The sequence below is a fragment of the Micromonospora sp. NPDC127501 genome, assembly GCF_040302185.1.
In the GTDB taxonomy this organism is placed as follows: domain Bacteria; phylum Actinomycetota; class Actinomycetes; order Mycobacteriales; family Micromonosporaceae; genus Micromonospora.
In genome coordinates, this window is sequence record NZ_JBEORJ010000006.1 from 250,448 (window position 1) to 265,383 (window position 14,936).

14 protein-coding genes are annotated in these 14,936 nt (G+C 72.0%); 7 read left to right on the forward strand and 7 right to left on the reverse strand.

Annotated elements, in window-relative coordinates:
- Positions 1–117: 117 nt before the first annotated feature.
- Entirely contained in the window at positions 118–1,215 is a 1,098-nt protein-coding gene (locus ABTW72_RS16350) for a lytic polysaccharide monooxygenase auxiliary activity family 9 protein (protein ID WP_350859511.1), read from the forward strand.
- Positions 1,216–1,306: 91 nt separating this feature from the next.
- Positions 1,307–1,822 (forward strand): GNAT family N-acetyltransferase, encoded by a 516-nt coding sequence (locus tag ABTW72_RS16355; protein ID WP_350859513.1) that lies wholly within the window; start codon positions 1,307–1,309, stop codon positions 1,820–1,822.
- A 256-nt stretch (positions 1,823–2,078) separates the two neighbouring features.
- On the opposite strand, the gene hemQ is transcribed toward ABTW72_RS16355, so the two are convergent.
- Genes hemQ through hemE form a run of 3 tightly spaced genes read right to left on the reverse strand, consistent with a single transcriptional unit; the run spans position 2,079 to position 5,290 of the window.
- Positions 2,079–2,780, reverse strand: a complete 702-nt coding sequence (gene hemQ / locus ABTW72_RS16360; RefSeq protein ID WP_091400658.1) for a hydrogen peroxide-dependent heme synthase — start codon at positions 2,778–2,780, stop codon at positions 2,079–2,081.
- Entirely contained in the window at positions 2,777–4,186 is a 1,410-nt protein-coding gene (gene hemG / locus ABTW72_RS16365) for a protoporphyrinogen oxidase (RefSeq protein ID WP_350859516.1), read from the reverse strand. The genes hemQ and hemG overlap by 4 nt, the downstream gene beginning before the upstream one ends.
- 6 nt (positions 4,187–4,192) lie before the next feature.
- A complete protein-coding gene (gene hemE / locus ABTW72_RS16370; RefSeq protein ID WP_350859518.1) occupies positions 4,193–5,290 on the reverse strand; it encodes a uroporphyrinogen decarboxylase in 1,098 nt (365 codons plus the stop codon).
- A 149-nt stretch (positions 5,291–5,439) separates the two neighbouring features.
- Between hemE and ABTW72_RS16375 the strand changes: the two genes are divergently transcribed.
- The 5 genes from ABTW72_RS16375 to ABTW72_RS16395 all read left to right on the forward strand — a co-directional run bounded on the left by ABTW72_RS16375 (position 5,440) and on the right by ABTW72_RS16395 (position 11,957).
- Entirely contained in the window at positions 5,440–6,012 is a 573-nt protein-coding gene (locus ABTW72_RS16375; protein WP_091400652.1) for a DUF3000 domain-containing protein, read from the forward strand.
- 95 nt (positions 6,013–6,107) lie between these two features.
- Positions 6,108–7,436: a ribonuclease D gene (locus ABTW72_RS16380; protein ID WP_350859521.1), complete on the forward strand. Its 1,329-nt coding sequence runs from the start codon at positions 6,108–6,110 to the stop codon at positions 7,434–7,436.
- 300 nt (positions 7,437–7,736) lie between these two features.
- On the forward strand, positions 7,737–8,933 hold the full coding sequence (locus ABTW72_RS16385; protein ID WP_091400648.1) for a thiolase family protein: 1,197 nt from the start codon (positions 7,737–7,739) through the stop codon (positions 8,931–8,933).
- Positions 8,930–10,990 (forward strand): 3-hydroxyacyl-CoA dehydrogenase NAD-binding domain-containing protein, encoded by a 2,061-nt coding sequence (locus ABTW72_RS16390; protein ID WP_350859524.1) that lies wholly within the window; start codon positions 8,930–8,932, stop codon positions 10,988–10,990. Before ABTW72_RS16385 ends, ABTW72_RS16390 begins: the two co-directional genes overlap by 4 nt.
- 169 nt (positions 10,991–11,159) lie before the next feature.
- Positions 11,160–11,957: a hypothetical protein gene (locus ABTW72_RS16395; protein WP_350859527.1), complete on the forward strand. Its 798-nt coding sequence runs from the start codon at positions 11,160–11,162 to the stop codon at positions 11,955–11,957.
- Positions 11,958–12,022: 65 nt separating this feature from the next.
- On the opposite strand, the gene ABTW72_RS16400 is transcribed toward ABTW72_RS16395, so the two are convergent.
- From ABTW72_RS16400 to ABTW72_RS16415, 4 genes are all read right to left on the reverse strand, one after another.
- The gene (locus ABTW72_RS16400; protein WP_350859528.1) at positions 12,023–12,442 is read right to left on the reverse strand and encodes a VOC family protein; all 420 of its coding nucleotides are present in this window, start codon (positions 12,440–12,442) and stop codon (positions 12,023–12,025) included.
- Positions 12,439–12,843: a VOC family protein gene (locus ABTW72_RS16405; RefSeq protein WP_350859531.1), complete on the reverse strand. Its 405-nt coding sequence runs from the start codon at positions 12,841–12,843 to the stop codon at positions 12,439–12,441. The genes ABTW72_RS16400 and ABTW72_RS16405 overlap by 4 nt, the downstream gene beginning before the upstream one ends.
- A 164-nt stretch (positions 12,844–13,007) precedes the next feature.
- Positions 13,008–14,183: a sensor histidine kinase gene (locus ABTW72_RS16410; RefSeq protein ID WP_350859534.1), complete on the reverse strand. Its 1,176-nt coding sequence runs from the start codon at positions 14,181–14,183 to the stop codon at positions 13,008–13,010.
- Positions 14,180–14,848 (reverse strand): response regulator transcription factor, encoded by a 669-nt coding sequence (locus ABTW72_RS16415; protein ID WP_091402081.1) that lies wholly within the window; start codon positions 14,846–14,848, stop codon positions 14,180–14,182. The genes ABTW72_RS16410 and ABTW72_RS16415 overlap by 4 nt, the downstream gene beginning before the upstream one ends.
- Positions 14,849–14,936 lie beyond the last annotated feature (88 nt).

A 14,936-nucleotide genomic window follows, 5' to 3' on the forward strand; every position in this document is an offset into this window, starting at 1 on the left:
GATCGAGCTGGCATGGTGCCGGGTAGAGCCATCGCGGGAGCCAGCGATCAGGCACGGGAGTGGGCAACTCCCGGCGATCCGGGTGTCGACGTCCGACCTCATCCCCCCGGGGGCTCCATGTCTTTCACCCGATCAGGACGCGTGCTCTGGGTGTTCGCCATCGTGGCGACCACCACGCTTCTGTTGACGACCGCACTGACCACCCTGCTGCCCAAGCCCGCTTCGGCGCATGGTTCGGTCGTCGACCCGGCCTCGCGTAACTACAGCTGCTGGCAACGCTGGGGCGGCGACTTCCAGAACCCCCGGATGGCCACCGAGGACCCGATGTGCTGGCAGGCCTGGCAGGCCGACCCGGCCGCCATGTGGAACTGGAACGGCCTGTTCCGGGAGGGAGTGGCGGGCAACCACCAGGCCGCTGTCCCCGACGGCCAGCTGTGCAGCGGCGGACGCACCCAGAGTCCTCGCTACAACGCGCTGGACACCGTCGGCGCCTGGAAGACCACAGCGGTGTCGAACAACTTCCGGCTCCGCTTCTTCGACCAGGCCAGCCACGGCGCCGACTACATCCGGGTGTACGTGACGAAGCAGGGCTTCAACTCCGCCACCCAACCGCTCGGCTGGGGCAACCTGGAGTTGGCCGGCCAGATCGGCAACACCCCGGCCTCCCAGTGGGACCCGGACACCGGTGGTGTCTCGATCCAGATCCCGGTCAGCGCGCCGGGACGCACGGGACGGCACATCGTCTACACCGTCTGGCAGGCCAGCCACCTGGACCAGTCGTACTACCTGTGCAGCGACGTCGACTTCGGCGGCGGGTCGACCACCCCGCCGCCCACCACGCCCCCGCCGACGACCCCGCCGCCCACCACCCCGCCGCCGACCACGCCGCCGCCGACCACCCCGCCGCCAGCCGGTGCCTGCACGGCGACGTACCAGGTGACCGGTCAGTGGTCCGGTGGCTTCCAGGCCGAGGTGAAGGTGACCGCCGGCGGTTCACCGACCCGGGGCTGGTCGGTGAGCTGGAACTACAACAACGGCCAGCAGGTCACCTCGTCGTGGAACGCGACGGTCGGCACCAACGGCACGCTGGTCACCGCACGTAACGCGAACCACAACGGCACCCTTGCCGCCGGAGCGAGCACCACGTTCGGTTTCCTCGGCTCGTGGAACGGCAGCAACCCGGTTCCGCTGGTCTCCTGTACGACGACCAGTTGATCCCGTCCGGCGCCGCACCCGGGCGGGGGTGCGGCGCCGGCCGGTGGGAAATGCGGTGGTGCCCGGCAGTCCGTCCGGGCACCATCCCCGCATGATCGAGATAAGGGTGCTCACCCCCGACGACTGGCCCACCTGGCGTGAACTGCGGCTGGCTGCCCTCGCCGAGGCGCCGGGGGCGTTCGGCTCCCGGCTCGCCGACTGGCAGGGCGACGGCGACCGCGAGCAACGCTGGCGCGACCGGCTGAGCATCCCCGGCTCACACAACCTGGTGGCCGCCCTGGACGGGCACCCGGTCGGAATGTCGAGCGGCGTACCCACCCCGGACCCACTGGTAATGGACCTGATCTCGATGTGGGTACACCCCGACGCTCGCGGCCGTAAGGTCGGCGCCCTCCTGGTGGAGACCGTGGCGCGCTGGGCCCGCGAGAGCGGCGCCGACCGGCTCCGGCTCACCGTCATGCCGGACAACGCACCGGCGAAGGCCCTCTACCGCCGCGCTGGCTTCGCAATGACCGACGAGTTTGGCGACCTGCTACCCGACGGCGTACGCCGTGAACAGGTCATGCTCCGCCCCCTCCAACCACCCCACCTCACCCCGTCACCCTGAGCAAGACGCCACATCACCCCCGGAACCGCCCTCGTCGTCCGGAGTCGCCCTCGTCGCCGCCGAGCCCTTCGTCGATCAAGGAGTTGTGGTGGTCGACAAAACGCCCAGGTATTCCCAAACCGGGCACCACAACTCCATGATCGGCAAGTTCCAGGCAGCCAGAGCGCCGATCTTGCACTTTCGGTTGCCGCTTGGCGGCTTATGCCCCTTTCGCCAGAGCAGAAAGTGCAAGATCGCGGGGCCGAGGGTGGGGGCGTCAGACCAGGCAGTTGACGATCTCGGCTACCGAACGGCGGCGGCCGGTGTAGAACGGGACCTCTTCGCGGACGTGCCGGCGGGCGCTGGAGGCGCGCAGGTCCCGCATCAGGTCGACGATCCGGTGCAGTTCGTCGGCCTCGAAGGCGAGCATCCACTCGTAGTCGCCGAGTGCGAACGAGGCGACCGTGTTGGCCCGCACGTCCGGGTAGCCGCGGGCCATCTTGCCGTGCTCGGCCAGCATCTCGCGCCGCTCCGCGTCGGGCAGCAGGTACCACTCGTAGGAGCGGATGAACGGGTACACACAGATGTACGGGCGAGCCTCCTCACCGGCCAGGAACGCCGGGATGTGGCTCTTGTTGAACTCCGCCGGCCGGTGCAGCGCCATCTGCGACCACACCGGGGTCAGCGCCCGACCCAGCGTGGTGCGGCGGAACCGCAGGTAAGCGTCCTGGAGCGCGTCACTGGACGCGGAGTGCCACCAGATCATCACGTCCGCGTCGGCGCGCAGCCCGGAGACGTCGTACACGCCCCGGATCACGACGTCCTTGCCGGCCAGCTCGTCGAAGAGGGACACCACCTCGCCGGTGACGTTGTCCCGCAGCGACGGCAGCGGGGAGCTGGCCCGGAACACCGACCACATGGTGTAGCGGATGCTGTCGTTCAGCTCCCGCAACCGGGCCGCGTTGGTCTGCTCGGTCATCTCGCCGATCCTCCCAGTGCTGTGATGATCTCTTCGGCCGCCGTCTCGCCGGAGCGGACGCAGACCGGGATGCCGACGCCGTCGTAGCCGGCGCCGGCGAGGACCACTGTGGGGTGCGCGGCCCGCAGCGCCGTCCGCGCGGCGCCGAGCCGGTCGGCGTGCCCCGGCGCGTACTGCGGCAGCGCACCGCCCCACCGCTGCACGTGCCCGTCGACCGGGGCGGGCAGCGGGGTGCCGAGCACCGCCGACAACTCCCGGTGCACGGTGGCCGCCAGGTCCGCGTCAGGGCGCTGAAGGTGCGCCTCCTCGCCGTACCGGCCCACCGAGGCGCGCACCACTGCCAACCCGTCCGGCCGGCGCAGGTGCCCCCACTTGGTGGTGAAGAAGGTCGCCGCCTTGATCAGCAGGCCCTCGGTGCTCGGCACCAGGAAGCCGGACAGCTCGGGCAGTCGCGGCTGCGGCAACGCCATGGTGACCAGCGCGACGCTCGCGTAGTCCAGTGCGCCGACGCCCGCCGCCACCGCCGGCGCGGGGCCGGCGAGCAGCCGCGCCGCCGGACGCGCCGGCACCGCCAGCACCACGGCGTCCACGTCCACCAGCTCGGGGTCACGGGTCGGGCCGACGGTGAGCCGCCAACCGGTGCCGGTCGCTGTCAACTCGCGCACGGCGGCGTCCCGCCGCACGGTCGCGCCGCTGGCCGTCACCGCCGCCTCGATCAGGGTGCTCAGCCCACCGGCGAGGGTGCCGAAGACCGGGGCGCCGGGCGCACGCGGCGCGGCGGCCTGCGCGGCCCGGACCGCGCCGACCAGGGTGTGCTCCACCCGGGCCGTGCGGGCCAGCGCCGGCATCGTCGTGACCAGGGAAAGATCGTCGGCGCGGCCGGCGTACACCCCGCCCAGCATCGGGTCGACCAGCCGCTCGACCACTTCGTCTCCGAGGCGGGACCGGACCAGCGCGCCCACCGAGACGTCCGCGTCCGGCCCGACCAGCGGCCGACCGCCGTCGGTGTCGGCGTCCGCGGCCGGGCGGGCGACCGTGGCCACCCGATCCAGATCCCCGGGTACGCCCACCAGGGTGCCGCCCGGGATGGGGCGCAGCCCCCCGTCGATGACCAGCGCGGCCTGCCCCACAGTAGGGTGCACGATCTTCTCGGCCAATCCGAGCCGGCGGGCCAACGCCACCGCCGCGCTCTCGGCGCCGGTCGGGTCACGCATCAGGAACGACTCCGCACCGAACTCCACCGGCTGACCAGCCAGCTTCCCGGTGCGCAGCTTTCCGCCCAGCACGCCGGACTGCTCGTACACCGTGATCTCGGTGCCGGCGGGCGCGCGGTCGCGCAGGCGGACCGCGGCGGCCAGACCGGCGATCCCGCCGCCCACCACCGCCACCCGCCAGGGCTGCCGCATTCCCGGTCAGCCCTGGTCGGCTCGGCGGCTGGACAGCTCGTGGACCAGCGCGACCACCCGGGTCAGCACCTCCGGGTCGGTCTCCGGCAGCACCCCGTGGCCGAGGTTGAACACGTGCCCGGGGGCCGCCCGGCCCTGCTCCAGGATGCGGCGCACCTCGGCCTCGACGACGGGCCACGGCGCGAGCAGCACGCACGGGTCCAGGTTGCCCTGCACCGCCTTGTCCGCGCCGATCCGGCCGGTGGCCACGTCCAGCGGCGTACGCCAGTCGACGCCGACCACGTCGGCCCCGGCCTCGCCCATCGCGCCGAGCAGCTCGCCGGTGCCCACCCCGAAGTGGATCCGGGGCACGCCGGAGTTGACCAGCCCGCTCAGCACGGTGGTCGAGTGCGGCAACACGAAACGGCGGTAGTCGGCCTCGGAGAGCGCGCCGGCCCACGAGTCGAACAGCTGCACGGCGGAGACGCCGGCCTCGATCTGCACCCGCAGGAAGGCCAACGTCACCTCGGCCAGCCGGGCACAGAGCGCGTGCCACAGCTCGGGGTCGCCGTACATCAGGGCCTTGGTCTTCGCGTGGGTGCGCGACGGCCCGCCCTCGACCAGGTAGCTGGCCAGCGTGAACGGCGCGCCGGCGAAACCGATCAGCGGGGTGTCGCCCAGCTCGACCACCAACTGCCGGACGGCCTCGTCCACGTACGAGACGTCGTCGCGGGTGATCCGGCGGATCCGTTCCACGTCGGCGGCGGTGCGGATCGGCTCGGCCACCACCGGGCCGGTGCCCGGCACGATGTCCAGGTCGATCCCGGCCGCGGCGACGGGCACCACGATGTCGCTGAACAGGATCGCCGCGTCCACGCCGTGTCGGCGCACCGGCTGGAGGGTGATCTCGGTGACCAGCTCAGGACGCCGGCAGGACTCCAGCATCGGCACGCTCGCCCGGATCTCCCGGTACTCCGGGAGGGAGCGGCCGGCCTGGCGCATGAACCAGACCGGGGTGTGCGGGACGGGCCGACGTCGGCAGGCCCGGATGAAGGGCGAGTCGGCCGGTCCGCCGGGGCGGGAATCTCCGTCTCGGGCGACAGTGCCCGTGGTGTCCGTGGTCATCGCCGCAATCGTGCCACGCCCGCCACCGGAAACCGGGTGGGGGTGAGAGGAAGGGCACCGTTCCTTACCTCGGAGTCGAAGCGAGGGCCCCTCGGTGAGCGTCGGCGCGCCGTCGAAGCGGGGGGCGGGCGTCGGCATAGGCTGCCGACATGGCCCCCCCGATCGCGCTCCCGGAGACGTTCGCCCGAGCGGTCGCCGGGCTGCGGTCGGCCGCCCCGCGGCCGGAGATCACCCTGGAGGAGGTCGGCGCGCCCCAGCGGCTGGCCCCGTACGCGTTCGCGCTCGCCGCGACCGTGCTGCGCGACGACGACGAGGTGGCGACCGGCCGGCTCATCCTGCTGCACAACCCGGTCGGGCACGAGGCGTGGCAGGGCACCCTGCGGCTGGTCACCTATGTCACCGCCGAGTTGGAGGTCGATCTGGCCGCCGACCCGCTGCTGCCCGGGGTCGGCTGGACGTGGCTGACCGACGCGTTGGACGCCCAGGACGCCGGCCACCGGGCGATCGGCGGAACGGTGACGCAGACCATGTCGACCCGGTTCGGCGACCTCGCCGGGCCGCCGACCATCGGTGACATCGAGATCCGGGCGTCCTGGACGCCGATCGACGACGACCTGACCCCACACCTGCTCGGCTGGTGCGCGTTGCTCGCCTCCACCGCCGGCCTCCCCCCACCCGGCGTCACCGCTCTCTCCGATCGCCGCCCGGCCGGCGCAGCCTGACGTTCGGCCCTCGGGAGGACACTTTGCGGACACCTGATCGACACACGCCGGACCGGCTGCACCCGCCGGATCTCCGCGCGCACTAGGGTTGGCAGGTGACCGACGAACCACCCCTGCGCCGTCGGCCCACCGAAGAACTTCCGGGAAATGCCCCCCAGCACCCGCCGTCGGCCCAGCCGCAGCCGGCGGGCGAGGGGGCCGACCCGGCCGACGGTGGGCCCGTTCCGCTGATCGCCCCGCGTGACGGCACCCCCGATCCGGTGGCCGCCCCGGCCGAGCTTGCCGAGGTCGTGGCCCGCTTCGCGGCGGGCACCGGCCCGGTCGCCCTGGACGCCGAACGGGCTTCCGGCTACCGCTACAGCCAGCGCGCGTACCTGGTGCAACTGCGCCGGGCCGGTGCGGGTACGGCGCTCATCGACCCGCTGCCCCTGCCCGACCTCAGCGCGCTGGACGCGGTGATCGGTGAGGCCGAGTGGGTCCTCCACGCGGCCAGCCAGGATCTGCCCTGCCTGGCCGAGGTGGGGTTGCGTCCACGCCGACTGTTCGACACCGAGCTGGCGGCTCGGCTGGCCGGCTTCGAACGCGTCGGGCTTGCCGCGCTCACCGAGCAGCTACTCGGGTTCACCCTGGAGAAGCACCACTCGGCGGCCGACTGGTCGAGCCGGCCGCTGCCCGAGTCGTGGTTGACGTACGCCGCCCTCGACGTGGAGCTGCTCACCGACCTGCGCGACGCGCTGGACGCCGAGTTGACCCGGCAGGGCAAGTCGGCCTGGGCCGCGGAGGAGTTCGCCGCGCTGGTCCGCACCGGGGCACGCCCGCCCCGGGTCCGGGCGGAGCCGTGGCGGCGCACCTCGGGCATCCACCGGCTGCGGGGGGCGCGGGCCCAGGCCCGGGTCCGCTCGATGTGGTACGCCCGGGACCAGATCGCTGCCCGGCGGGACGCCGCTCCCGGTCGGGTGTTGCCCGACTCGGCGATCATCGCCGCGGCCGAGCTGGACCCGAAGGACGAGAAGACCCTGCTGACCCTGCCCGGCTTCGGTGGCCGGTCGGTCCGTCGGCTGGCCCGCACCTGGCTCGCCGCGCTCGACGACGCCCGGCAGCTGCCGGAGGATTCCCTGCCGGTCTCGCCGGCAGTGGAGGGCCCGCCCCCGCCGCACCGATGGGCCGAGCGCGACCCGGTGGCGGCCGGTCGGCTGGCCCGCTGCCGGGAGGTCGTGATCCGCATCGCCGGCGAGCACAACCTTCCGCCGGAAAATCTGATCACTCCGGATTCGGTCCGCCGGCTGGCCTGGACCCCGCCGGAGGAGATCACCGAGGCGTCGGTCGCGGAGACCCTGCGCGGCCTCAACGCCCGCGAGTGGCAGATCGGCCTCCTCACCCCCGACCTGACCGAAGCCCTGACCCCACCAACCCCAACCCCCTAACCCACCCACCCACACCCCCACCCCACCCCCTGAGCCCCGGTGATCATGAGGTTGACGGGCCCTTAGAAGATCCACAGCCCCGCCAACCTCATGATCGTCGGAAGCTGGGCGGGCGGAGGGTCGCGGGGGTTTGGGGGTGGGGTGGGTTTTGGGTGTGGGGTGGGCCACAGGTGGGGGTGGGGACGGGGTTGGTTACTGGCGAGTAGCATTCGAGGGAAACGTGCCCGTGTCGGCGACCCTTGTTCGGTCCGGCGTGCCGCCCGGCGTGAAGGCCGAATCACGGTCGAATAGGAGGCTCAAGTGCCCCGTGAAGTTCGCGACGTCGTCTTCGTCGACGGCGTCCGTACCCCGTTCGGCAAGGCGGGTGGCATGTACGCCAACACCCGCGCCGACGACCTGGTGATCCGCTGCATCCGGGAACTGCTGCGTCGCAACCCGCAGCTGCCCCCGGAGCGGGTCGAGGAGGTCGCCATCGCGGCCACCACCCAGATCGGCGACCAGGGCCTCACCATCGGCCGCACCGCCGCCCTGCTGGCCGGGCTGCCCAAGACCGTTCCCGGCTTCGCCATCGACCGCATGTGCGCGGGGGCCATGACCGCGGTCACCACAGTGGCCAGCGGCATCGCCATGGGCGCGTACGACATCGCCATCGCCGGTGGCGTCGAGCACATGGGCCGCCACCCGATGGGTGAGGGCGTCGACCCCAACCCGCGCATCATCGCGGAGAAGCTGGTCGACCCGTCCGCTCTGGTGATGGGCTCCACCGCGGAGAACCTGCACGACCTGGTCCCGCACATCACCAAGGCCCGCACCGACGCGTTTGCGCTCGCCTCGCAGCAGAAGACCGCCAAGGCGTACGCCAACGGCAAGCTCCAGGACGACCTGGTGCCGATGTCGATCCGCGACGCGGAGGGCGGTTGGGGTCTGGCAACTGTGGACGAGGCCCCGCGGGACACCTCGCTGGAGAAGCTGGCCACCCTGAAGACCCCGTTCCGCCCGCACGGCAAGGTCACCGCGGGCAACGCGGCCGGCCTGAACGACGGAGCCACCGCGAGTCTGCTGGCCGACGAGGCCACCGCCCGCGAGCTGGGCCTGCCGGTCGCCATGCGGCTGGTCTCGTTCGGCTTCGTCGGAGTCGAACCCGAGGTGATGGGCGTCGGCCCGATCCCGTCGACGGAGAAGGCGCTGCGCCTGGCCGGGCTCAGCATCGACGACATCGGCCTGTTCGAGCTGAACGAGGCGTTCGCCGTGCAGGTGCTCGCGTTCCTCGACCACTTCGGCATCGCCGACGACGACGCGCGGGTCAACCCGTGGGGCGGTGCGATCGCCATCGGTCACCCGCTGGCCTCGTCCGGCGTGCGGCTGATGACGCAGCTGGCCCGCCAGTTCGCCGAGCACCCCGAGGTCCGGTACGGCCTCACGGCGATGTGCATCGGCATCGGCATGGGCGGCACTGTCATCTGGGAGAACCCGCACTGGGAGGGTGGCAACAAGTGAAGGCACCGAACGAGGTCGTCACCCGGGCGCTGCTGCGCCAGGTGAACGTGCCGGGACTGGACCGGCCCGCCGCCCTGATCACGCTGGACAACGGCTTCGACCACACCAAGCCGAACACCTTCGGCCCGGGTGGGCTGGCCAGCCTGGACGAGGCGATCACCGCCGCGCTCGCCGCCGACCCGGCGTTCATCGCGGTCACCGGCAAGCCGTACATCTTCTGTGTGGGCGCGGACATCGTCGGCCTCCCGCAGCTCGCCGACCGCGCGCAGGCGCTGGAGATCGGCCGGCTCGGCCACCGGGTCTTCGCCCGGCTCAAGGACAGCACCGTCCCCACCTTCGCGTTCGTCAACGGCGCGGCGATGGGCGGTGGCCTGGAGCTGGCGCTGCACTGCCACTACCGGACGCTCTCCGGCGGCGCGGCGGCCCTCGCGCTGCCCGAGGTCTCCCTCGGTCTGGTGCCCGGCTGGGGCGGCACCCAGTTGCTGCCGAACCTGATCGGCATCCCCGCCGCGACCCAGGTGATCATCCAGAACCCGCTGATGCAGAACAAGATGCTCAAGCCCAAGCAGGCGGCCGAGCTGGGCATCGCGGACATCCTGTTGGAGCCGGCGGACTTCCTGGAGCGGTCCCTGGAGTGGGCTGCCGGCGTGGTCCGGGGTCAGGTCACCGTGACCCGGCCCGAGGTCGACAAGGACATGTGGGCGGGCGTGCTCTACTTCGCCCGGGAGACGCTGAACCAGCGGCTGCACGGCGCGGTCCCTGCCGCGTACAAGGCGCTCGACCTGCTGGAGACGGCGAAGGACGGCGACTTCGCCGCCGGCACCGCCGCCGAGGACGAGGCCCTCGCGGACCTGGTCTTCTCCGAGGAGCTGCGCAGCGGCCTGTACGCGTTCGACCTGGTGCAGCGGCGGGCCAAGCGCCCGGCCGGCGCACCGGACAAGGGCCTGGCTCGCACGATCACCAAGGTCGGCATCGTCGGCGCGGGTCTGATGGCCAGCCAGCTGACGCTGCTGTTCGCCCGCCGACTCCAGGTGCCGGTGGTGATGACCGACCTCGACCAGTCCCGGGTGGACAAGGGCGTCGGCTACGTGCACACCCAGATCGAGAAGGCCGTCACCAAGGGCCGGATGGACAAGGGCACCGCCGCCAAGCTGTACGGCCTGGTCAGCGGCACTGTCGACAAGAGCGCCTTCGCCGACGCGGACTTCGTCATCGAGGCGGTCTTCGAGGACCTGGGCGTCAAGAAGCAGGTCTGGGCCGAGTTGGAGAAGATCGTCTCCCCGGAGGCGGTGCTCGCCACCAACACCAGCTCGCTGTCGATCACCGAGATGGCCGCCGAGTTGGAGCACCCGGAGCGGGTGGTCGGCTTCCACTTCTTCAACCCGGTGGCGGTGCTGCCGCTGCTGGAGATCGTCCGGGGCGAGCGCACCGACGACGTCACCCTGGCCACCGCGTTCGCCGTGGGCAAGCAGCTCAAGAAGTCCAGCGTGCTGGTCAAGGACGCTCCGGCGTTCGTGGTGAACCGGCTGCTCACCCGCTTCCTGGGCACCGTCTTCGCCGCGGTCGACGCGGGCACCCCGCTGGACGTGGCGAACAGCGCACTGGACCCGCTGGGCCTGCCGATGCGTCCGCTCGCCCTGCTCCAGTTGGTCGGGCCGGCCGTCGCGTACCACGTGGGCGGCACCCTGCACGCCGCGTACCCGGACCGGTTCGGGGTCAGCGAGAACCTCAAGCGGATCGCCGACTCGGGCCAGCCGCTCGTGGTCGACGACCAGATCAACGAGGAGGTCGCCAAGCTGCTCGTGGTCGGTGACCAGCCGCTGACCGCCGAGCAGGTACGCCAGAACGCCCTCGACGCGCTCGCGCAGGAAATCCGGCTGATGCTGGACGAGGGTGTGGTCGCCGAGGCGCAGGACATCGACCTGTGCATGATCCTGGGCGCCGGTTGGCCGTTCCACCTGGGCGGCGTCACGCCGTACCTGGACCGCACCGGCACCTCCGAGCGGATCACCGGCCAGCGGTTCCTGCCGCCCGGTGTGGCGAGCCTGCCGGCCTGAGAGATCCCTGTACCACCGTCGCGGTGGTCGGACCGTCCCTGCTGGACGGACCGGCCACCGCGACCGTTTGTGATCACTCGGTCGCCGGCTGCGGGTCTCCGCGGGACGACGGCGGGCGCCGCGCCGGGTTAGGATCACGCGTTTTGCACCCCCATCTTGGAGCTGACTGATGTCCCAGCCGCCGGCCAATCCCTACGGCTCGCCGCAGAATTTCCCCGACCCGTCGCAGCAGCCGGGCCAGCAGCCTGGCGGCTGGCCGCCGCCGCAGCAGCAGGGACACCCACAGCAGCCCGGTGGTTTCCCGCCCGCGCAGCCTGGTTTCCCGCCCGCGCAGCCGGGTCAGCCGTACGGCGACCCGAACCTGGCCGGCGGCCCTCCCCCGGCGAAGAAGTCGAACGTCGGCAAGATCGTGCTGATCGTGTTGGCCGTGGTGCTGGTGCTCTGCGTCGGCGGCGCGGCGATCACCTGGCTCGTCGTCAAGGACGACGTTGGCGCCGTGGTGGACGCCAGCAAGACCCGGGTGGTCGCGCCGGCAACCCTCGCCGGCCGGCCGAAGCTCACCAACCCGGAGCTCCAGACGGCCGCTGAGCAGGCGGTCAGCGGGATGAAGACGGCGGCGGGGAACGAGACGAGCACGGTCGCCGCCTTCTACGGTGACCCGACCAAGCAGGACCTCGTCATGATCACTGGCGTGTCCGGGCTGCTGTCGGACCCGAAGAAGGAGCTCGACGCCTATGTGGACGGCCTGTCCAAGCAGCTGACGGTGGGCGCGATGACGGCCGTCGACGCCGGCCCGCTGGGCGGTGAGGCGCGCTGCGGTGACGGCAAGGCCGACACCGTGCCGCTGGGCATCTGCGTCTGGGCCGACCGGGGCAGCCTGGGCATGGTGGTGATGTACTTCAAGTCCGCCGACCAGGCGAAGGCCGAGTTCACCGCGATCCGGGGCCAGGTCGAGCAACAGTCCTGATCCGTACGAGACCGGGGCCCCGGCCACCCCTCGGGTGGCCGGGGCCCCGCGCCGTACGTCGGCGGTCAGGCCGGTTTGGAAACCGCTGCCGCAGCCCGCGCCGCTGCCGCGGCCGCCCGTTCGGCGGCGTTGCCGAGCACGCAGAACTCGTTGCCCTCCGGGTCGGCGAGCACCACCCAGCCACCACCGGTCGGGCCGACCTGGTCGGCGACGAGCGTCGCGCCGATACCGAGCAGTCGCTCGACCTCCTCGGCCCGGGTCCGGTCGGCGGGTTGCAGGTCCAGGTGCAGCCGGTTCTTCACCGTCTTGCCCTCGGGTACCGCGATGAACAGCACCTCCGGGCCACCCGGCGGCAGGAGCATCGCCTCCGGGTCGCCAGGGAAGTCGTCGGGCTGCCGTGGGCAGTCGAAGACCTGCGACCAGAAGCCGGCGAGGGCGTACGTGTCGTGACAGTCGATGCTGATGTTGTGGATCGTCGAACTCATGCTTGGTCCTCCACAGTGGTGTCGACCCGCTCCCCTGCGCTGCGGAGCACGCAGAACTCGTTCCCCTCCGGGTCGGCGAGAACCGCCCAGCCCGTCCCGTCGGCGCACCGCCGGTCGGTGACCATGGTGGCCCCGAGGCCGAGCACCCGCTCGACTTCCTCGTCGCGGGTCCGGTCGACCGGTTCCAGGCAGGTGTGGACCCGGTTCTTGGTCACCTTGTCCTCGGGCACGGCTTGGAAGAACATGTTCGGCGTGGCACCGTCCGGCGGCAGCAGGGCAGCTTCCGGGTCACCCGGAACGTCCTCCGGGAGCCGGGCGTAGCCGAGCACCGCCGACCAGAAGCCGGCCAGGGTGTACGTGTCGTGGCAGTCGAAACTGATGTTGCGGATCCGTGGATACACGGATGGTCCCTCCATCTTCGGATGGGGACGCTCCGCCGCCGGGGGTCAGCCTGCGAGGACCCGGGGTGCGGAGCCTTGACTGATGGACATCGACGCACCCCCCTTTCGCTCTCCGAGCTGACCCGGCGATCTTGCCACCGGCGGAGCGGGGCGCGCAACCCCGATCAGCCGGCGGCGGACACCGTTCCGGGCACGGCCGGGGCGTCCGACGACGGCAGGGTGACCGTCACCTCCAGGCCACCGCCGGGCTGCGCGACCACCCGTACGGTGCCGCCGTGCGCGGTGCAGACCGCCCGGACGATGGACAGCCCCAGGCCGGAGCCACGGGCTCCGGTGCGTTCGCGGCCACCACGACGGAACGGCTCGAACAGCCCCGGTACGTCGGCCTGGTCCACCTCGAAACCGGTGTTCCCCACCACCAGCCAGGACCGGTCACCGTCGGTGCCGGTACGCACCCAGAGCCGACCGTGCAGGTGGTTGTAGCGGACCGCGTTCTCGATCAGGTTCCCGGCCAGCCGGTCGAGCAGCCCCGGGTCACCGACGACCGGCGCGGACTCCAGGGACGTCTGCACCCGCAGGCCGATCCGTTCCACCTCGCGGCGCATCGCCGACAGGGCGTTGGCGGTGCCTGCGGCGAGGTCACACTCGGTACGCCGGCCCAGCTGCCGCCCGGCCTGCGCCTCGCTACGCGCCAGCACGAGCAGCGCGTCAACCAGGCCGTTGGCCCGCTCGGAGGCGTCGCGGACCACCGTCGCCATCCGGCGGTACTCGGCGGTGTCGGCGTCGTCGTCGCTGAGCGTCACGTCGATCTCCGTCCGCATCACGGCGAGCGGGGTACGCAGCTCGTGCGAGGCGTTCGCCACGAAACGCTTCTGGGCCTCGAAGGCGGACGCGATCCGGTCCAGCATGGCGTCGAACGTCTTGGCCAACTCGGCCACCTCGTCGTCGGCGCCCGAGTAACCGATCCGCTGGTCCAGGGTCGCCTCACCGAGCCGCTGGGCGGTCGCCGTGACCTGGTGCAGTGGGCGCAGTGCCCGACCGGCCACCGCGTACGCACCGGCCACCCCGACCACGCTGATCGCCAGCAGCGCGACCAGGCCCTTGGCCAGCAGCTCCCCGGAGGCGGCGTCGACCAACTGCCGCTGCCACTCGGCGGCGTCCATCTGCCGGCCGTCGGAGAGCAGCACGATCGTGCCGGGCACCAACTCGTCAGTGGGACGCAACGCGTCGCGGACCAGCAGCCAGGCCAGCAACACCAGGATCGCTCCGGCCCCGATCAGCAGCACCCCGTTGAGCAGTGTCAGCCGCAGCCGCAGAGTGGGTCGCAACCGGCGGCTCATGCGCCTACCTCGGCGGTGCGGTAGCCCGCCCCGACCACCGTCTCGATCATCGGCGGGTCACCGAGCTTCTTGCGCAGCGTCATCACGGTGACCCGGACGATGGTGGTGAACGGGTCGGTGTTCGCGTCCCAGACCCGTTCCAGCAGCTCCTCACTGGAGACCACCGCGCCACGCGCCTTGAGCAGCTCGCAGAGCACCCCGAACTCCTTGTTGGTGAGGTCCACCGGCACTCCGGCGCGGGTGGCCACCCGGCGGGCCGGGTCGAGCACCAGGTCGGCCAGTTCGAGCACCGGAGGTGCGGCGGGGGTGGCCCGCCGGCCCAGGGCCTGCACCCGGGCGACCAGTTCGTCGAAGGCGAACGGTTTGGGCAGGTAGTCGTCCGCGCCGAGCTGCAAGCCCTCCACCCGGTCGGCGACAGTGCCGCTGGCGGTGAGCATCAGCACCCGGGTCAACGCGCCGGAGGCCGCCAGGTCGGCGCAGATCTGGTCACCGTGCACACCCGGCAGGTCGCGGTCGAGCACCACCACGTCGTACCGGGTGACGAACGCCGCCTCGTGGCCGGCGTCGCCGTCGTACGCCACGTCGACCGCCATCCCCCGCTTGCGCAACCCGCGTGCGATCGCGTCGGCGAGATTGCGCTCGTCCTCGACCACCAGTACCCGCATCCCGGCCTCCTCGCTGCTGACCACCGACAACCTAGTGCCGGCCGGCAACCATCGTCCCTCGCCGTCCGCGCCGGCCGGCGTTGCGGGC

Coding starts and splice junctions, on each gene's coding strand:
- ABTW72_RS16350 (WP_350859511.1), top strand. CDS start 118: ATGTCTTTCACCCGATCAGGACGCGTGCTCTGGGTGTTCGCCATCGTG.
- ABTW72_RS16355 (WP_350859513.1), top strand. CDS start 1,307: ATGATCGAGATAAGGGTGCTCACCCCCGACGACTGGCCCACCTGGCGT.
- hemQ (WP_091400658.1), bottom strand. CDS start 2,780: ATGACCGAGCAGACCAACGCGGCCCGGTTGCGGGAGCTGAACGACAGC.
- hemG (WP_350859516.1), bottom strand. CDS start 4,186: ATGCGGCAGCCCTGGCGGGTGGCGGTGGTGGGCGGCGGGATCGCCGGT.
- hemE (WP_350859518.1), bottom strand. CDS start 5,290: ATGACCACGGACACCACGGGCACTGTCGCCCGAGACGGAGATTCCCGC.
- ABTW72_RS16375 (WP_091400652.1), top strand. CDS start 5,440: ATGGCCCCCCCGATCGCGCTCCCGGAGACGTTCGCCCGAGCGGTCGCC.
- ABTW72_RS16395 (WP_350859527.1), top strand. CDS start 11,160: ATGTCCCAGCCGCCGGCCAATCCCTACGGCTCGCCGCAGAATTTCCCC.
- ABTW72_RS16400 (WP_350859528.1), bottom strand. CDS start 12,442: ATGAGTTCGACGATCCACAACATCAGCATCGACTGTCACGACACGTAC.
- ABTW72_RS16410 (WP_350859534.1), bottom strand. CDS start 14,183: ATGAGCCGCCGGTTGCGACCCACTCTGCGGCTGCGGCTGACACTGCTC.
- ABTW72_RS16415 (WP_091402081.1), bottom strand. CDS start 14,848: ATGCGGGTACTGGTGGTCGAGGACGAGCGCAATCTCGCCGACGCGATC.